This window comes from Delftia tsuruhatensis (genome assembly GCF_903815225.1).
In the GTDB taxonomy this organism is placed as follows: Bacteria; Pseudomonadota; Gammaproteobacteria; order Burkholderiales; family Burkholderiaceae_C; genus Comamonas; species Comamonas tsuruhatensis_A.
Map to the genome: position 1 here is coordinate 2,315,864 of NZ_LR813084.1, position 14,821 is coordinate 2,330,684.

15 protein-coding genes are annotated in these 14,821 nt (G+C 68.3%); 8 read left to right on the forward strand and 7 right to left on the reverse strand.

From position 1 onward, the window contains the following. The first annotated feature begins 40 nt into the window (after positions 1–40). Both L1Z78_RS10535 and L1Z78_RS10540 read left to right on the forward strand, forming a co-directional pair. Complete coding sequence (locus L1Z78_RS10535) at positions 41–838, forward strand: hypothetical protein (protein ID WP_234641437.1); 798 nt, start codon at positions 41–43, stop codon at positions 836–838. Between the two features lie 60 nt (positions 839–898). Next, positions 899–1,450: a hypothetical protein gene (locus tag L1Z78_RS10540; RefSeq protein ID WP_418921692.1), complete on the forward strand. Its 552-nt coding sequence runs from the start codon at positions 899–901 to the stop codon at positions 1,448–1,450. Position 1,451: 1 nt separating this feature from the next. Here L1Z78_RS10540 and L1Z78_RS10545 read toward each other — a convergent pair whose 3' ends face one another. Next, a complete protein-coding gene (locus L1Z78_RS10545; protein WP_234641438.1) occupies positions 1,452–1,964 on the reverse strand; it encodes a pyridoxamine 5'-phosphate oxidase family protein in 513 nt (170 codons plus the stop codon). A gap of 180 nt (positions 1,965–2,144) precedes the next feature. On the opposite strand from L1Z78_RS10545, the gene L1Z78_RS10550 reads away from it, so the two are divergent. The 3 genes from L1Z78_RS10550 to L1Z78_RS10560 all read left to right on the forward strand — a co-directional run bounded on the left by L1Z78_RS10550 (position 2,145) and on the right by L1Z78_RS10560 (position 5,029). Beyond that, positions 2,145–3,842 carry a long-chain fatty acid--CoA ligase gene (locus L1Z78_RS10550; protein ID WP_234641439.1) on the forward strand — a complete coding sequence of 566 codons (1,698 nt, stop codon included), beginning with the start codon at positions 2,145–2,147 and terminating at the stop codon, positions 3,840–3,842. A 107-nt stretch (positions 3,843–3,949) separates the two neighbouring features. Beyond that, the gene (gene blaOXA / locus L1Z78_RS10555) at positions 3,950–4,753 is read left to right on the forward strand and encodes a class D beta-lactamase (RefSeq protein ID WP_234641440.1); all 804 of its coding nucleotides are present in this window, start codon (positions 3,950–3,952) and stop codon (positions 4,751–4,753) included. A 57-nt stretch (positions 4,754–4,810) separates the two neighbouring features. Continuing rightward, positions 4,811–5,029 carry a hypothetical protein gene (locus L1Z78_RS10560; RefSeq protein ID WP_234641441.1) on the forward strand — a complete coding sequence of 73 codons (219 nt, stop codon included), beginning with the start codon at positions 4,811–4,813 and terminating at the stop codon, positions 5,027–5,029. A 78-nt stretch (positions 5,030–5,107) separates the two neighbouring features. Here L1Z78_RS10560 and L1Z78_RS10565 read toward each other — a convergent pair whose 3' ends face one another. The 3 genes from L1Z78_RS10565 to L1Z78_RS10575 all read right to left on the reverse strand — a co-directional run bounded on the left by L1Z78_RS10565 (position 5,108) and on the right by L1Z78_RS10575 (position 9,173). Next, positions 5,108–6,100 (reverse strand): tripartite tricarboxylate transporter substrate-binding protein, encoded by a 993-nt coding sequence (locus L1Z78_RS10565; protein ID WP_234641442.1) that lies wholly within the window; start codon positions 6,098–6,100, stop codon positions 5,108–5,110. Between the two features lie 31 nt (positions 6,101–6,131). After that, positions 6,132–7,268 carry a porin gene (locus tag L1Z78_RS10570; protein ID WP_234641443.1) on the reverse strand — a complete coding sequence of 379 codons (1,137 nt, stop codon included), beginning with the start codon at positions 7,266–7,268 and terminating at the stop codon, positions 6,132–6,134. 183 nt (positions 7,269–7,451) lie between these two features. Next, positions 7,452–9,173, reverse strand: coding sequence for a tannase/feruloyl esterase family alpha/beta hydrolase (locus tag L1Z78_RS10575; protein ID WP_234641444.1), 1,722 nt, complete (start codon positions 9,171–9,173; stop codon positions 7,452–7,454). Between the two features lie 184 nt (positions 9,174–9,357). On the opposite strand from L1Z78_RS10575, the gene L1Z78_RS10580 reads away from it, so the two are divergent. After that, a complete protein-coding gene (locus L1Z78_RS10580; protein WP_234641445.1) occupies positions 9,358–10,233 on the forward strand; it encodes an amidohydrolase family protein in 876 nt (291 codons plus the stop codon). A gap of 7 nt (positions 10,234–10,240) precedes the next feature. Here the strand turns inward: L1Z78_RS10580 and L1Z78_RS10585 are convergent, their stop codons facing one another. From L1Z78_RS10585 to L1Z78_RS10595, 3 genes are all read right to left on the reverse strand, one after another. Further along, positions 10,241–10,732, reverse strand: coding sequence for a MarR family winged helix-turn-helix transcriptional regulator (locus tag L1Z78_RS10585; protein ID WP_234641446.1), 492 nt, complete (start codon positions 10,730–10,732; stop codon positions 10,241–10,243). 85 nt (positions 10,733–10,817) lie between these two features. Beyond that, positions 10,818–11,111, reverse strand: coding sequence for a zf-TFIIB domain-containing protein (locus L1Z78_RS10590; RefSeq protein WP_234641447.1), 294 nt, complete (start codon positions 11,109–11,111; stop codon positions 10,818–10,820). A gap of 127 nt (positions 11,112–11,238) precedes the next feature. Continuing rightward, positions 11,239–11,730 (reverse strand): GNAT family N-acetyltransferase, encoded by a 492-nt coding sequence (locus tag L1Z78_RS10595; protein WP_234641448.1) that lies wholly within the window; start codon positions 11,728–11,730, stop codon positions 11,239–11,241. A 93-nt stretch (positions 11,731–11,823) separates the two neighbouring features. On the opposite strand from L1Z78_RS10595, the gene L1Z78_RS10600 reads away from it, so the two are divergent. Both L1Z78_RS10600 and L1Z78_RS10605 read left to right on the forward strand, forming a co-directional pair. Beyond that, entirely contained in the window at positions 11,824–12,744 is a 921-nt protein-coding gene (locus L1Z78_RS10600) for a LysR family transcriptional regulator (protein WP_234641449.1), read from the forward strand. 173 nt (positions 12,745–12,917) lie between these two features. Then, on the forward strand, positions 12,918–14,771 hold the full coding sequence (locus tag L1Z78_RS10605; protein WP_234641450.1) for a CocE/NonD family hydrolase: 1,854 nt from the start codon (positions 12,918–12,920) through the stop codon (positions 14,769–14,771). The last annotated feature ends 50 nt before the right edge of the window (positions 14,772–14,821 follow it).

Here is a 14,821-nt window from a genome sequence, read left to right on the forward strand (position 1 = left end):
CGAGTGGCCTCATCCGCCATTTTCTGAAGGAAACTGCCCCATGCCCACCCGTTCGCACGCCATCCGCACCGCTACCGGCCTTGCCGCATCGGTGACTGCCGGCCTGCTGTCCATGGCACCCGCTGCCCAGGCCGAGCCATCGCCGGCGCTGGACCGCATCAGCATCTCGGCCGGGGCCTTTCGTGCCGATCCGCGCTTCAATGCTTCGCTGGAAGGCGATGCCGGCAGGGTGGAGACGGGCGACATCAAGACCGGCAAGGTGACCATGCCGCGCGTGAGCGCCGATGTGCTGCTGGGCGACAGCCACGGCATCTCCTTCGACTACTACCGCTTTCGCCGGGGCTATGACGCACAGGCCGGCAACGGCAACCTGAGCGGAGATGCGCGCATGGACCTGGGCCTGGACTTCGCCAAGCTGGGCTACAAGTGGTGGCTGGGTTCGGGCAACACCGTGATGGGCCTGGGCGCGGGCGTGGCCTACTACCGCATCGACCTCGAAGGCCGGGCGGCCGTCAGCGGCGGCGGGCAAAGTGCCTCCTACCGTGGCAGCGGCACCGAGGACGCCTTCGCCCCCATGCTGGAAATCGGCCTGCGCCATGCCATCAACCCCGACCTGCGGCTGTTCGCCGACGCCTCGGGCGTCTGGAAGAACGGCGGCAAGCTGCACGGCAACATCTACAACGCCGCCCTGGGCGTGGAGTGGTTCCCGGTCAAGAACCTGGGCGTGGTGCTGTCCTATGGCGTGACCAACATCGACCTCACGCGCGATGGCGGCGCGACGGCGCGCCTGAAGACGCGCCTGCAGGGGCCTTCGGCCTTCGTCAAGCTGCGGTTCTGAGGCAAGTCCTGCCATCGGTGCCGAGCGGGCCGGTGACGCTGCGCAGCAGCGTGTACCCTCATGGCCAGTCATCAAGTCGAGGGGCGTCAAGCCGTGGGATTCTGGAGCAGGGCGCTGACAGCGCAGGAGCAGGCCTTTGTGCACTGCCATTTCGGCGCCTCGCTGGATGCGCTGCTGCCGCGCATGCGCCTGCATCTGCGTCGCCTGGGCGATACGCGCCGGGCGCTGTCCATGAACGGTGGGCGCATCTTCCTGCCGCGTGGTTTCTTCCAGCAGGGGGACCCGCGCCAGCCGCTGCGCCTGGACCAGCCGCAGATCGCCGGCGTCTTTGCCCATGAGCTGCTGCACCAGTGGCAGCGCCTGCAAGGCATGCCGGTCACGCGCCAGGCCGCCTGGCTGCATCTCAAGGCCTGGTGCACGCGCGGCGACCCCTATGCCTGCGAGCGCAGCAGCGATCCCGAACGCATGCTGCAGTGCTTCGTCCACGCCCAGGTGGAGCAGCAGGGCCAGATCTGGGAAGACCATGTGCGCGACTGCGTGGCGGGCCAGGGCGGGGCGGCGGGGGCGTTGATCGCCGCCCATGTGCGCGGTGGCGGCAAGCCGCCGGCCTGAATCAGTCCTGCCCGGTGCCCAGCGCCTCGACCAAGTCATACGCCGACACATCGCGCGCCGCCCCGAAGCCCGCCACATGGCGGGCCACCGTGGGCGTGATGCAGACGAAGCGGAAGTCGCCCAGCTCGGTCATGGGCTCGGCCTCGGGAAAGCGTTGCAGGTAGGCCTGGCGCGCGCCCTGGCCCAGCACGCTGTCGGGCGGCGGCGTCGAGGCCACGCCCTGGATGGCGATGCGCTCCAGCGCGTGCACGGCTTCACCTTCGTTTTCGGGGGCGCAGACCAGCAGGCTGACGGCGGGGTGGCGTTCCATGGCCCGCGTATGGGCGGCCAGGCCGCTGACATGGAGGACGAAGCAGGCGAACTGCGCATCCCAGGCCCAGGGCACCATGGACAGCTGGGGCGCGGGCAGGGCGTCGTCCATGCCCAGGTCGGTGGGCTGGGTGGCCAGGGCGGCGCAGCGGCGGCGGGACAGCAGCTCGCGCAGCGACAGTTGCAGGCGGGACAGATGGGGCATGGTGGCGCCATCGTAAACCTGTGCGTGGCCAGCGGGCGGATGCCGGCCTCCAGCGTCACTTTGGCGACGATTCACTGGGGCCTTCCCCAATGCCGGGAACGGGGTCAGCGCCTAGCCTCGCTGGCGGGGCGGATTGCCGCCATCCACTTCTCTCACCGACACTTCAAGGCCCATCAGTCCATGCCGTCCACGCCTGCGCACCACGCCTTCTGGCCCAGCCGCCTGCCCCACTCCATCACCGTGCCCGCCACCAGCGTCTGGGAGAACCTGGCCGTCAATGCGCGCCGCTATCCGGACAAGCCGGCCATCCGTTACTTCGGCAGCACGCTGACCTACCGCGAACTGTGCGAAGGCACTGAACGCATGGCCGCCTACCTGCACCGGCTGGGCGTGCAGCGCGGCGATCGCGTCATTTTGCTGATGCAGAACACGCCCCAGCTGATCCTTGCGCACTACGCCATCTTCCGCGCCAATGCGGTGGTGGTGCCGGTCAATCCGATGAACATGGCCGAGGAGCTCAAGCACTACATCACCGACGCCGATGCCAAGGTGGCCATCACCACGGCCGACCTGGCCCCCGAGCTGGCCAAGGCCAGCAATGCGCTGGAGCCCGGCCAGCGCCTGGAGCACATGGTCGTGACGCAGTTCACCGATGCCTTCGATCCCGGCGTGCAGGGCGACGATGCGCCACCGCCGCAGTGGCACGACTGGCTGCTGTCACCGCGCCCGGCCGCGCAGCTGGATGGCGGCAGCGTGCATGCCTGGAAGGATGCGCTGGCCTGCACGGCGGCTGCGCCCGCGCATGTGGTGGGGCGTGACGACATGGCCGTGCTGCCCTACACCAGTGGCACCACGGGCCAGCCCAAGGGCTGCATGCATCCGCACCGCTCCATCAACCACAACGCCGTGGCCGGCAGCTACTGGGGCAGCGGCACCAGCGAGGCGGTGATCCTGGCCGTCGTGCCCATGTTCCACATCACGGGCATGGTCTCCGTGCTGCACACGGCCATCTTCATGGGGGCCACCGTGGTCGTCATGCCGCGCTGGGACCGCGAGCTGGCCGGGCGGCTGATCTCGCGCTACCAGGTCACCAGCTGGACCAACATCCCCACCATGGTCATCGACCTGCTGGGCAGCCCCAACTTCGCACAGTTCGACCTCAGCAGCCTCAAGTACATCGGCGGTGGCGGTGCGGCCATGCCCCAGGCCGTGGCCCAGCGCCTGCTGGAGCAGTACGGCCTGCGGTTCTGCGAGGGCTACGGCCTGACCGAGACCGCCGCTCCCACGCACAGCAACCCGTCCGAGCATCCCAAGCAGCAGTGCCTGGGCATTCCCTTCATGAGCACCGAGGCTCGTGTCATCGACCCCGACACCGGCGCCGAAGTCCCCCAGGGTGAGCAAGGGGAGATCGTGGTCCATGGCCCCGAGATCTTCGACGGCTACTGGAAGCGGCCCGACGCCACGGCCCAGGTCTTCATGGAGATCGACGGCAAGCGTTTTTTCCGCACCGGCGACCTGGGCCGTGTGGACGAGGACGGCTACTACTTCATCACCGACCGCCTCAAGCGCATGATCAATGCCAGCGGCTTCAAGGTCTGGCCGGCCGAGGTCGAATCGCTGATGTTCCGTCACCCCGCCATCCAGGAGGCCTGCGTGATCTCCACGCGCGATGCCTATCGCGGCGAGTCGGTCAAGGCCGTGGTGGTGCTGCGCACCGGCAAGGAGGACACCACGGCCGAGGACATCATCCAGTGGTGCCGAGAGAACATGGCCGTCTACAAGGCGCCCAAGGTGGTGGAATTCGTCAAGGCCCTGCCCAAGAGCGGCAGCGGCAAGGTGATGTGGCGGCAGTTGCAGGAGGCCCAGGCACAGGCATAGGGGCGAGGGGGCGGGATGCGCTGCCCAAGGGGGCTGCTGGGCATGGCGGTTTTGCGCAGCCGCCGGGCGTATATCATCGCGCGCCAGCATCCATGAAACATCGATCCATGCCCCGATTCCTGCCCCTGGCTGCCGCAGTGGCAGTTGCGGCTTTCTTCTGCATTCCAGCCAGCGCACGCGAGCTGTGCACCATCGTCGCCGATGCCGACACGGGCGAGTCCCTGGTGCGCAGCGGCCCGGCTTGCGGCGAACGCGTCACGCCGGCTTCCACTTTCAAGATTGCCATCAGCCTGATGGGGTATGACGCAGGCATCCTGCAGGACGCGGACCGGCCCGCATGGCCCTACCAGCCGCAATACCCGGATTGGGGTGGCGATGCCTGGCAGCGCGAGGTCACGCCCCGGGCCTGGATGAGGGACTCGGTGTTCTGGTACTCGCAGCAGGTGGTCAGGCAGCTGGGCCAGGCGCGCTTTGGCGCCTACGTGAAGGCCTTGCAGTATGGCAACGAGGACATCTCTGCCGTGGAGGTGGCCAACCCCGGCCACAACGGCGCATGGGTGGTGTCCTCCCTGCGCATTTCCGCCATCGAGCAGGTGGCCTTCATGCGCAAGATCGTGCGCCGCGAATTGCCGGTGAGCCCGCAGGCGCTGGACATGACCGCACGCATCACCCTGCATCCTGCGGATGTGGACGGCTGGACCGTGCATGGCAAGACCGGCACTGGTTCGCCGGGCAGCGACAACCGCTACGATGCCAGCAGGGCCTATGGCTGGTATGTGGGCTGGGCCACCAAAGGCGAGCGCAGGCTGGTATGGGCGACGCTGATCCAGGATGAACAGGCGCAAAAGCCCAACGCCGGCCTGCGCGCACGCGATGCCCTGCTGCAGAGGCTGCCTGCCCTGGCACGCTGACAATGCATGGGCCTTTTTCCTTGCACCTCCCGCACACGAGCGACAGACCGACCCCTGATGAAGACCATTGACGAAATGCTGAACCTGGACCTGCTGACCCCCGAACAGCACCTTGAGATCAGCGACTGGATAGCCCGCTCGAAATCGCCCGAGGAAATACTGAAGATGCCGGCGCCCCTGTGGCAGGCCGTGGAGCGCGCCAGCGAGGCCATGGGCGTCAATGCCGACCTCCTGCGGCCGCCGGCACTGGATGCGGGCAACGCCTTTTTCGGATAGACCTGCGCAGCAGGGGATGGGCCGGCCCCACCAGGCACCGGCCCACCTGCGCACTCACCGGTGCCTGGGCCTGCCGGCTCAGGACTCGCTGGTGAATCCGATCTGCCTGACCAGCGAACTCCAGCGCTCGAACTCCGCCTGCTGGTCGGCTGCCATTTCCTGCTGCGTGCTGCCGCGCGCCAGCAGGCCCAGGGCCGCCAGTCCGTCGATGACGGCCTTGTCCTTGAGCGCGGCGGTGATGGCCGCATTGGCATGGGCGAGGGTGGCGGCCGGTGTCCTGGCGGGGGCGTAGAAGCCGAACCATTCCTCCACCGTGACGTCGGGAAAGCCCAGTTCGGTGAAGGTGGGTACATCGGGAAGGAAGGGGGAGCGCTTCCTGCCCGAGGTGGCCAGCACGCGCAGGCGGCCGGCCTTCAGGTACTGCAGGTAGTCGCCGCTGGGATTGACGGTGGCCGCGATCTGGCCGCCCACCAGGTCGGTGATGCTGGGCACCGTGCCGCGGTAGGGGGCGTGCTTGAGCTCCACCCCCGAGCGCAGGCCCAGCAACGCACCCAGCAGGTGCGGCATGGAGCCCGCGCCCGGCGAGCCGAAGCTGGCCCGGTCGGGGTGGGCCTTGGCCCAGGCCAGGAAGTCCTGCAGCGTCTTCACTTCGGCCGGCACGGCCGGCCCTACGGCCAGGCCGTGGTAGATGACGGCGCCGATGGACACGGGCGTGACGTCTTCCGGCCTGTAGGCCAGTCTGGGATAGATATGGGGGTAGACCGAGAAGGCCGATACGGGCGCCAGCGCAAGAACCGAACCATTGGGAGGCGAGTTCTTCAGCGCCTCCACGGCGATGCGCCCGCCCGCGCCGGGCTTGTTCTCCACGATGCCCTGCCCCTTGCTGTATGCCGTGCCGGCCAGCCGCTCGGCCACGCGGCGCGCCACGCTGTCGCCGGAACTGCCGGCGGGAAAGCCATACATGATCTTGACCTGTTCCAGTGCCTGGGCCAGGGCCTGCAGCGGGGACAGTGACCCCAGGGCGGCGGCGCTGCCCAGGGCATGGATGAAGTGACGGCGTTGGATGGACATGGTTTTCTCCTGGTGAAGCGGCAACCCTGGTTCAGAAGCTGTGGCGGATGCCGACGTTGATGCCCGTCTGCGAACGGCCCGGCGCGGTGTTGCTGCCCGGGGCGCCGCCGCTGACCGAGACGGTGGCCAGGCGGTCGTTGCGGATGTGGCCGAGCTGCGTGTAGACGGCGGTGCGCTTGGACAGGTGGTAGATGGCGCGCGCCACCAGCAGGGCTGAGTCGTGGTCCGACACGCCGCGGTAGCGCAGCGTCAGCCACTGGCCTTCGAGCACCAGGGCCTCGGTGACCGGGTACGAGGCGCCCAGGTACCAGAGGTTGCTGCGCGGCTTGACGGTGTCACCGTCGTTGTCGCGGCGCAGCAGGCCGCCGGCGATCTTCACGCCGGACATCCTGAAGTAGCCGCCCAGGTGCAGGCGCTCGTCATGCCTGGCGCTGGAGGTCATGCCGCCGAACACCGGATCGGTGGCCGAGGCCGGCGTGCGGCCGTTCTGCTGCTCGTAGCCCAGGGCCACGCCCCAGGCAGGCGCGTCGTACTTGGCGTACAGCGACCACTGGCGGCAGGCCTGTGTGTCCGAGCCGCTCTCGCCCGGGCAGTTGGTACCGGCCGGGCTGGGACCGGCGTTGACGGCATCGCGCCCGAAGCTGTAGCCCGCGCCCAGGGCCAGGCCTCCGAAATTGCCGCGCCAGGCCAGCATGTTGTCGGCGCGGGAGTTGGGAAGGTAGGCGTCGAGCGAGCCCATGGCGAACACGGACGGGCCGATGATGTCGGAGTCCAGCAGTGACCAGAAGAGCATGGAGTTCTGGCGGCCCAGCGTCAGGCTGCCCCAGCTGCCTCCCAGCCCCACCCAGCTTTGGCGCCCGAATCCGCGTCCGCCCTGGTTGAAGGTGCCCTGGTCGGGCGCGAAGCCCGACTCCAGCGTGTAGATGGCCTTGAGGCCGCCGCCCAGGTCCTCGCTGCCGCGCAGGCCCCAGCGCGAGGGAATCAGGCTGGTGGTGGATGGCATGCGGCTGAGGCTGCCGCCGGCCGCCACGTTGTTCAGGTGCTCCACGCCGACATCGACGATGCCGTAGAGCGTGACGCTCGAAGTGCCTTGCGCGAAGGCGCTGGAGCCGGCCAGGGCCAGCACGGCGGCGGCCGCCACGGTCAGCGGGGAAGGGGTGTTCTTCATGATGATGTCTCCTCTGGTTTGAAAAATCGTTGCCGTCTTGGCGTGGGTGTTTGCATGCCTTTGTTCAGGCGCAGCGGGGCCCAGCCCCGCCGGGGCAGGGGCTGCGGACAGGGGAATGGGTGGGGCGGGACGGTGGCGGCCGCTCTGGGGGGTCTCCAGCAGCCGCCCGCCGTCAGGACAGGGTCAGCGGCAGGTGAAGCTGGCAGCGCTTTCCATGTCGCCACTGCCGTTGTAGTGGGCAGCCAGCGGATGGGGGCACAGTGGCCGTGTGCGCGTGGGCGACCAGGTGGCAGGCAGATCGGCGTTGGCGCCGCCTGCATTGCCGGCGCCGCGTGCGCTGGCGACGACACGGTCGGGCGCCTGGCCCTTCTCCACCCAGGCGACCAGCGGGGTGAGCATGTCGAACTGGTCGGTGGCGGGGCCGCCGCTGCAATGGTTCATGCCGGGCACCAGATACAGGCGCGCGAAGTCGGCGGCGTCGCCATGGGTGCGGCGCAACTGCTCGTACCACTGCACGGAGTCGTCGCTGGAGAAGATGGGGTCGGCCGTGCCGTGGTAGACCATGAGCTTGGCGCCCCGGTTGCGCAGCACGGGCAGCTTGCCGTAGTCGGGCGGCATCATCAGGGACAGGCCGCTTTCCGTGAAGCGGCTGCTGGTTGCCTGGACCTTGGCCAGCATGCTGTCCACACTGCCATTGAGGGCGAACTGCGCATCGTCGAAGCCGGCAGCGCTTTCGGGCGGGGTCTGCCAGATGAAGGCCACGGCGCCCGCGTCGCGGCTCATGGGGTTGGAGAACTTCCAGCCGGCCCAGCCGGCCGTGTCCAGACCCGCGTCATAGGGAAAGCTGCTGTAGATGCGCCTGCCGTCGCTGGTGGTCGCGCCCTTGAACAGGCCTGTGATGGTGGTCTTTTGCTCGGCGCTCAGGCAACTGCCGTCGCGTGCGCCGGCACAGGTGGGGACGTCGCGCGCCAGATCGAAGCGGGCCTGGCAGGCCGCGTTGGCCTGGACCATGCCGTCCGTGGCGCCGTCCAGCACATCGCACTTGTCCAGCACGGCCTGGGACACGAGGCGGCGCTCGGCCTGGGTGAAGCCCGTGCCCAGGTCGCCGGCCGTGGTGGCCAGCCTGGCGTAGCCCTGGGCACCAGCGATGTTGGCGATGGCCGCCAGCGGCAGGCGCGTGCCCGGGTTGCCGGCGATGATGCCGTCGTACTGGTCGGCATGGCGCGAAGCCGCCACCATGGCATGGCGCCCGCCGTTGGAGCAGCCGCCCAGGTACGAGCGGTCCGGTGCCTTGCCATAGGCCGTCCGGATGGCGCTGCGCGCCATGGGCGTGAGCTTGCCCACGGCCTGGTAGCCATAGTCCAGCCGGGCCTGCGGGTCCAGGCCGAACAAGGGACCCAGGCTGCCCGCATGGCCGGCATCGGAGCTGAGCACGGCAAAGCCCTGTTGCAGTGCATGGCCCAAAGGCCCGCCTCCCAGGGCGCCCACGGCCGTGCCGACCACGCCGTCCAGTCCACCGTTGGCCTGGTAGAAGAAGCGTCCGTTCCAGTCGCGCGGCAGCCGCATCTCGAAGCCGATGGCGTAGCTCTGGCCGTCCACGGGGCTGACGCGCTCCAGCATGCGGCCCGTCACGCGGCAGTGCCCTGCGACGGGCTTGCCTGCCACGGTGATCGCGCCTGCGGCCACGTCCTCGGCGGCCGTGATGCGGGTGTCGGGAAACGAGATCCTGGCCGCAAGGTCGGTACAGGACAGCAGGCTGGCAGGCCTGGCTTCGCCAAGCCTTGCAAGGCCATCGTCCGAGCCGCCGCAGGCGGCCAGCAGCAGGGCGGCAAGGGCGGCTGCCGGTGCCGCCGGTGGCGTGGCGCGCAGGGCGCGGCCAGGGGTCTGACGGATCTTGGTGTCCATGGTTGTCTCCTCGCGAAGTTTTGTAGGTCCTCGGCACGAGGCATTCCGGGGGCGGTGATGCGTCGCTTTCCGATGGTCGCGATTTTGGTTATATTTAATAACCAATTCAAGCGCGCTTTCCAAAATTCTTATTGGGACTTCCCCTTGATTGCGGGGCAGTCGGCAGGCCGCGCAGGAGACCGCCATGGACCACGAGAGACTGATTGCCATCGACATCCACACGCATGCCGAGGTGAGTTGCTGGAACCCGTTCGACAACTACGGCGAGGAATACGACCGCGCCGCCGACCGCTACTTCGGCAACGGCCGCCGTCCCACCATCGCCGAGACCGTGGCCTACTACCGCGCGCAGAACATGGGTTTGGTGATGTTCACGGTGGACAGCGAGTCGCAGCTGGGCCGGCGCCGCATTCCCAACGAGGAGATCGCCGAGGCCGCGCGGGCCAACAGCGACATGATGGTGGCCTTCGCCAGCATCGATCCGCACAAGGGGCGCATGGGTGCGCGCGAGGCGCGCCGGCTGATCGAGGAGGAGGGCGTCAGGGGCTTCAAGTTCCACCCCACGGTGCAGGGCTACCACCCCTATGACCGCATGGCCTGGCCGCTGTACGAGGTGATCGCCGGGCACGGCCTGCCGGCCATCTTCCACACGGGCCACAGTGGCATAGGCAGCGGCATGCGCTGCGGTGGGGGGCTGCGGCTCGCATACAGCAACCCCATGCACCTGGACGATGTGGCCATCGACTTCCCGGACATGCAGATCGTCATGGCCCACCCCAGCTTCCCCTGGCAGGACGAGGCCCTGTCCGTGGCCCTGCACAAGCCCAATGTCTGGATCGACCTGTCGGGCTGGAGTCCCAGGTACTTTCCCCGCCAGCTCGTGCAGTACGCCAACACGCTGCTCAAGGACCGCGTGCTGTTCGGCAGCGACTATCCGCTGATCACGCCCGAGCGCTGGATGAAGGATTTCCAGGAAGCCGGCTTCAGGCCCGAGGTCATGCCCGGCATCCTCAAGGGCAATGCGGTGCGGCTGCTGGGGCTGGACGGCAAGGCCGCCTGAGCGGCGCTCAGGTGTGGATCTTCTGCAGCAGCCGGATCAGCGTCCTGCGTTCCGCGTCGGTGAGGCGGTAGGTGGCATCCAGCTCCAGCTGGGTGGCGGTCTGCTCCGCTGCCGTGGTGAGTTCGGCGCCGGCCGGCGTCAGGTGCACGCCCACGGCGCGCCGGTCGGTGGGATGGGGCCGCCGCTCGATCAGCTGGCGGCGCTCCAGCGCCGCGATCAGGCCCACGAGGTTGGGCGGCATCACGTCCAGCGCCGCGCACAGCTGGCGCGAGGTGATGCCGGGGTTGTGGGACACCAGAGACAGCACGGAGAATTCCACCATCTTGAGATCGTGCGCGGCCATGCGCTCCACGAAGACCTCGATGATGGACATCGATGCGCGCCGCGCGTTGTAGCCCACCAGGGTATGCAGGAAGGAGATGTCGATGGCGTCCGGCCCCGTGCCTGAAGGCGGTGGCGACTCAACGGCAGAGGTCTTGGCGGTGCGGGCGCGGGGCATGGGTGGGAGGGACTTCGAAAAACCACATCATAGTGGCGGCCTGCCCGACAGATGCACCGCAGGCCGCCTGCGGCCGTGTTCCCGCCTAGAAATCGAAGAGGTCGGAAAGAAAGCCTTCGCGCTTCTTGCGGCGGTATCCGTCGTGGCCGGAATGCTCGCGCTGGGCCTGGTAGGGCTGCGGTGCGGGCGCTGCGCGGCGGTCCTGGTCCCGTGGATCGCGCGCGGGCGCCGCCGGCGCAAGGGCGGCCGAGCGCTCGATGATCTTGTCGAGCTCTCCACGATCCAGCCACACGCCCCGGCATTGCGGGCAGTAGTCGATCTCTATGTTCTGGCGCTCGGAGATGATGAGCGTGGAATCCTTGCAGGCGGGACATTGCATAACGGGTTCACCTTTGCCTGTGCAGGCAGTGGCTCCATCGGGCCGATGGAGGATGGGCCGGGCTGTTATGCGTTGAGGTTTCCAGCGAGGGCGGTTGGATGCACCGCCTGATGGATAGTTCCGTCGCCTACAGCGGCATCACCATTTCGTGCCAGGCCATGCCGCCGTGGTCCGAATCCGAGGGCCTGACATAGCGGTAGCCCATGCGCTCGTACAGCGGTACGTGCCGGCTCTTGCACATCAGGTGGATGCTTTGCTTGCCGCGCTGCCTCATCTGGCTGACAAAGGCCCGCATCATCCGCGTGGAATGGCCCCGGCCCTGGTGGGCCGGGGCCACCACCACGGACATGATCACCACGTTGGGGGCGGCGGCGTCATGGCCCGCCAGCTCCTTGAAGGACTTGTCGGACATGACGACCTGGTGGGCGCAGCCGCTGTTGATGAAGCCGATCACTGTGCCGTCCTGCTCCAGCACGAGAAAGCCTTGCGGGTAACGGGCAATCCGGGTGGCGATCTTCTCGCGTGTGGCGGCTTCGTCACCCTCGTAGGCGGTGTGTTCGATCTGGTGGCAGCGGTCGATGTCGGCCGGCGTGGCCTGGCGCAGGAGGGGAGTGCTCATGGCTGGAAATGCGGGTGCAGGTAAGACAGGGCCGCATGGTAGATCGGTCATGGCATGTGCATGCTGCATTCTTGTCAATGCATACTGCATGCCATGCATGATCTTCTGTTGCGCATCGACCTGAACCTGCTGCTGGTCTTCGACGCCCTGTACCGCCACCGCAGCGTGGTGTTGGCCGCCGAGGAGCTGTGCCTGAGCCCTTCGGCCGCCAGTCATGCGCTGTCACGGCTGCGCGCCGCGCTGTCGGACGAGCTGTTCACGCGCCAGGGCAGCGGCATGCAGCCCACGGCCCGGGCCGCACAGATGGCCGATGGCGTGCGCGCGGCGTTGCAGGCGCTGTCGGCCAGCCTTGAAGGCTCGGCTCCGTTCGTGCCCTCGCGCAGCCGGCAGACCTTTGTGTTCGCCGCCACGGATTTCACGGCCTTCGCGGTGTTGCCGGGGCTGGTGGCGGCTTTGGAGCGGCAGGCGCCGCAACTGCGGATCAAGGTCGTGTACTCCAGCCACGGCGACTCGCTGCAGGAGCTGGCGTCGGGGCGCATCCACTTCGCGCTGGGCTTTTCAGACGAGCACCAGGCGGTACAGCCCGTGCCGGACCTGCAGGCGCTGCAGTGCTTCACCGACGGCTATGTGGTCGCCGTGCGCCAGGGCCATGCGCGCATCGGCGACCGCCTTGGCCTGGAGGCCTACCTGGCCGAGCGCCATGTGGCCGTGCTGCCCTGGAACGGCGTGGGCAGCGTCATCGATGCATCGCTGCTCAGGCTGGGGCACAGGCGTGACGTGGCCGTGCAGTTGCCCAGCGTGCTGGCCGCGCCCTTCATCGTGGCGCATTCGGACATGCTGCTGACGCTGCCGCGCCGGGTGGCGCTGGAACTGGCGCGCATGCTGCCCGTGTCCCTGCATCCGGCGCCTTTCGAAGCGCCTGCCTATACCTTGCAGGTGCTCTTTCACGCGCGCCATGCGCAGATGCCGGGACATCGCTGGATGCGGGAGCTGCTGCTGTCCGTGCTGACATAGCCGGGGCCGTGGGCCGGCTGTCGCCAGGGCCGGCCACGGACTGACTTCAGCCCCCATTCAGCGGCCCTTCAGCGGCCCTTCAGCCTGCATGCACGGATGGCGCAGGGACGGTCCTACATTGCCGGCGTGCCCATTTGCGGGCATGTCTGCATCAGCAACAAGGAGGACCATCCATGAAGCCATTTTTCCACCCTCGCGCATGGCCTGTCGCGGCCGGCATGGCCGCCGTCACCGCCATCACCGCCGTGGCCTTCGGCCTGGCGGCCTGCGGCGGGGGCTCTTCGGGCAGCACCCGTCCCGGCGCGCGCATCTGGGGCTATATCCAGCTGCCCGACGGCAACAAGATGCGCTACTCGGTCGTCTTTCCCGAAGGACCGGGGCCGTTTCCCGTGCTGATGGAATACGACGGCTATGCCTCGGGCTCGCTCATCCCGAAGGATACGCAGAGCTGGACCCGGGAAGGCTATGCGGTGATGGGCCTGAACGTGCCGGGCACGGGCTGCTCCACCGGAGAGGACCAGTGGGCCGACGAGTCGGTGGGCGCGGCCGGGGCGCATGCGGTGGAGTGGGCCGCGCGCCAGCCCTGGTCCACGGGCAAGGTGGGCATGGTGGGCTACTCGTACTCGGGCTACGACCAGCTGTGGGTGGCGGCCCAGCGCCCGCCCAGCCTCAAGGCGATAGCGCCCGGCAAGAACGTGGCCGATCCCTACCGCGACGTGGCCTATCCCGGTGGCATCCAGAACATCGGTTTTCCTGCGAACTGGTGGCGCCAGTTCCCAGAGATCTGGCGAGCGGCAGCCGAGCAGGCGCGCGAGCTCGACGGCGATACCGCCTGCGCCAGGGTGGTCGAGGAGAACATCCGCAAGATCCAGCGCCCCGAGCTGGACATGGCACGCTGGCTGGAAGAGGACCGATTCTTCGGTGCCCGCTACGCCGCCAAGAGCGCCATGTACTCCACCCACCGCATCGACATCCCCACGCTGGGTACCCAGTCCTGGCAGGACGAGCAGGTGGGGCCGCGCATGGGCTATTACGAAGACACCATCGCGCCCGACAGGATGTGGCTGATCAGCTCCAACGGCGACCACCACACCGACAACGCTCCCGTCATCCGCGAGACCATGAAGCGCTTCTATGCCCGCTTCCTCAAGGGCGAGAACAACGGCTTCGAGAAGACGCCGCGCGTGCTGCTGGCGCAGGAGATGCAGTGGACGCAGGCGCCGCAGCCGCAGGCGCTCGACTATGGGCAGCTCAGGCCCTCGGCTGTGGCCAGTTTCGACCGGCTGCCCGTGCGCGTCACGCCCATGTCGCTGTGGCTGCAGCCGGGCGGCAGGCTGGGCGATGCGCCGCCCCAGGCGCAGCGTCAGTCCGCCAGCTATTCCTACCCCCTGCCGGCCTCCGAGGTCAACGAGCCCAAGGAGGATGGGACCATGGGCGAATGGACGGCCAGCCCCGCCCGGGACGGCCTGCTGCGCTTCACCACGGCCCCGCTGCCGCGCACGCTGGGCTTTTATGGCGAGGCCTCGCTGGACCTGTGGCTCAGCGCCACGGCCAACGATACCGATGTGCAGGTCACTCTGTCCGAGGTGCGGCCCGACGGCCAGGAGATGTTCGTGCAGCGCGGCTGGCTGCGCGCCTCCATGCGGGCTCTGGACGGAAAGCGCTCCACCGCGTTGCGGCCCTGGGGTGATTTCACCGAGGCGGCCGTGCGGCCGCTGACGCCTGGCGAGCCCGTGCTGATGCGCGTGGAGATCCAGAAGTTCGCCCATGTGTTCCGTGCCGGCTCCAGCCTGCGCGTGACCCTGGACACGCCTTCGCAGACCGGCTACTGGGCCTTCGGGAACCTGGCCGTGCCGTCGATCAACACCGTCTGGATGGACCGCAGCCGGCCGTCGAAGATCGTGCTGGGCCATATCGCCTATGCGCATGCGCCGGCTTGGCCGGACTGCCGGCGCATGCTGCGCCAGCCCTGCAGGGCCAATGAGGAGCCGGTACCTGACGGCGTGGGGCCCATGCCGCCGTTGTGATGCCCGGCCATGCCCCGGTATTGACTATGAATGAACGTCCGTTCATTATT

Bases quoted from the DNA above. Each gene is read 5' to 3' on its own strand.
- L1Z78_RS10535 (WP_234641437.1), top strand. From the start codon at position 41: ATGCCCACCCGTTCGCACGCCATCCGCACCGCTACCGGCCTTGCCGCA.
- L1Z78_RS10540 (WP_418921692.1), top strand. From the start codon at position 899: ATGGCCAGTCATCAAGTCGAGGGGCGTCAAGCCGTGGGATTCTGGAGC.
- L1Z78_RS10545 (WP_234641438.1), bottom strand. From the start codon at position 1,964: ATGCCCCATCTGTCCCGCCTGCAACTGTCGCTGCGCGAGCTGCTGTCC.
- L1Z78_RS10550 (WP_234641439.1), top strand. From the start codon at position 2,145: ATGCCGTCCACGCCTGCGCACCACGCCTTCTGGCCCAGCCGCCTGCCC.
- blaOXA (WP_234641440.1), top strand. From the start codon at position 3,950: ATGCCCCGATTCCTGCCCCTGGCTGCCGCAGTGGCAGTTGCGGCTTTC.
- L1Z78_RS10560 (WP_234641441.1), top strand. From the start codon at position 4,811: ATGAAGACCATTGACGAAATGCTGAACCTGGACCTGCTGACCCCCGAA.
- L1Z78_RS10565 (WP_234641442.1), bottom strand. From the start codon at position 6,100: ATGTCCATCCAACGCCGTCACTTCATCCATGCCCTGGGCAGCGCCGCC.
- L1Z78_RS10570 (WP_234641443.1), bottom strand. From the start codon at position 7,268: ATGAAGAACACCCCTTCCCCGCTGACCGTGGCGGCCGCCGCCGTGCTG.
- L1Z78_RS10575 (WP_234641444.1), bottom strand. From the start codon at position 9,173: ATGGACACCAAGATCCGTCAGACCCCTGGCCGCGCCCTGCGCGCCACG.
- L1Z78_RS10580 (WP_234641445.1), top strand. From the start codon at position 9,358: ATGGACCACGAGAGACTGATTGCCATCGACATCCACACGCATGCCGAG.
- L1Z78_RS10585 (WP_234641446.1), bottom strand. From the start codon at position 10,732: ATGCCCCGCGCCCGCACCGCCAAGACCTCTGCCGTTGAGTCGCCACCG.
- L1Z78_RS10590 (WP_234641447.1), bottom strand. From the start codon at position 11,111: ATGCAATGTCCCGCCTGCAAGGATTCCACGCTCATCATCTCCGAGCGC.
- L1Z78_RS10595 (WP_234641448.1), bottom strand. From the start codon at position 11,730: ATGAGCACTCCCCTCCTGCGCCAGGCCACGCCGGCCGACATCGACCGC.
- L1Z78_RS10600 (WP_234641449.1), top strand. From the start codon at position 11,824: ATGCATGATCTTCTGTTGCGCATCGACCTGAACCTGCTGCTGGTCTTC.
- L1Z78_RS10605 (WP_234641450.1), top strand. From the start codon at position 12,918: ATGAAGCCATTTTTCCACCCTCGCGCATGGCCTGTCGCGGCCGGCATG.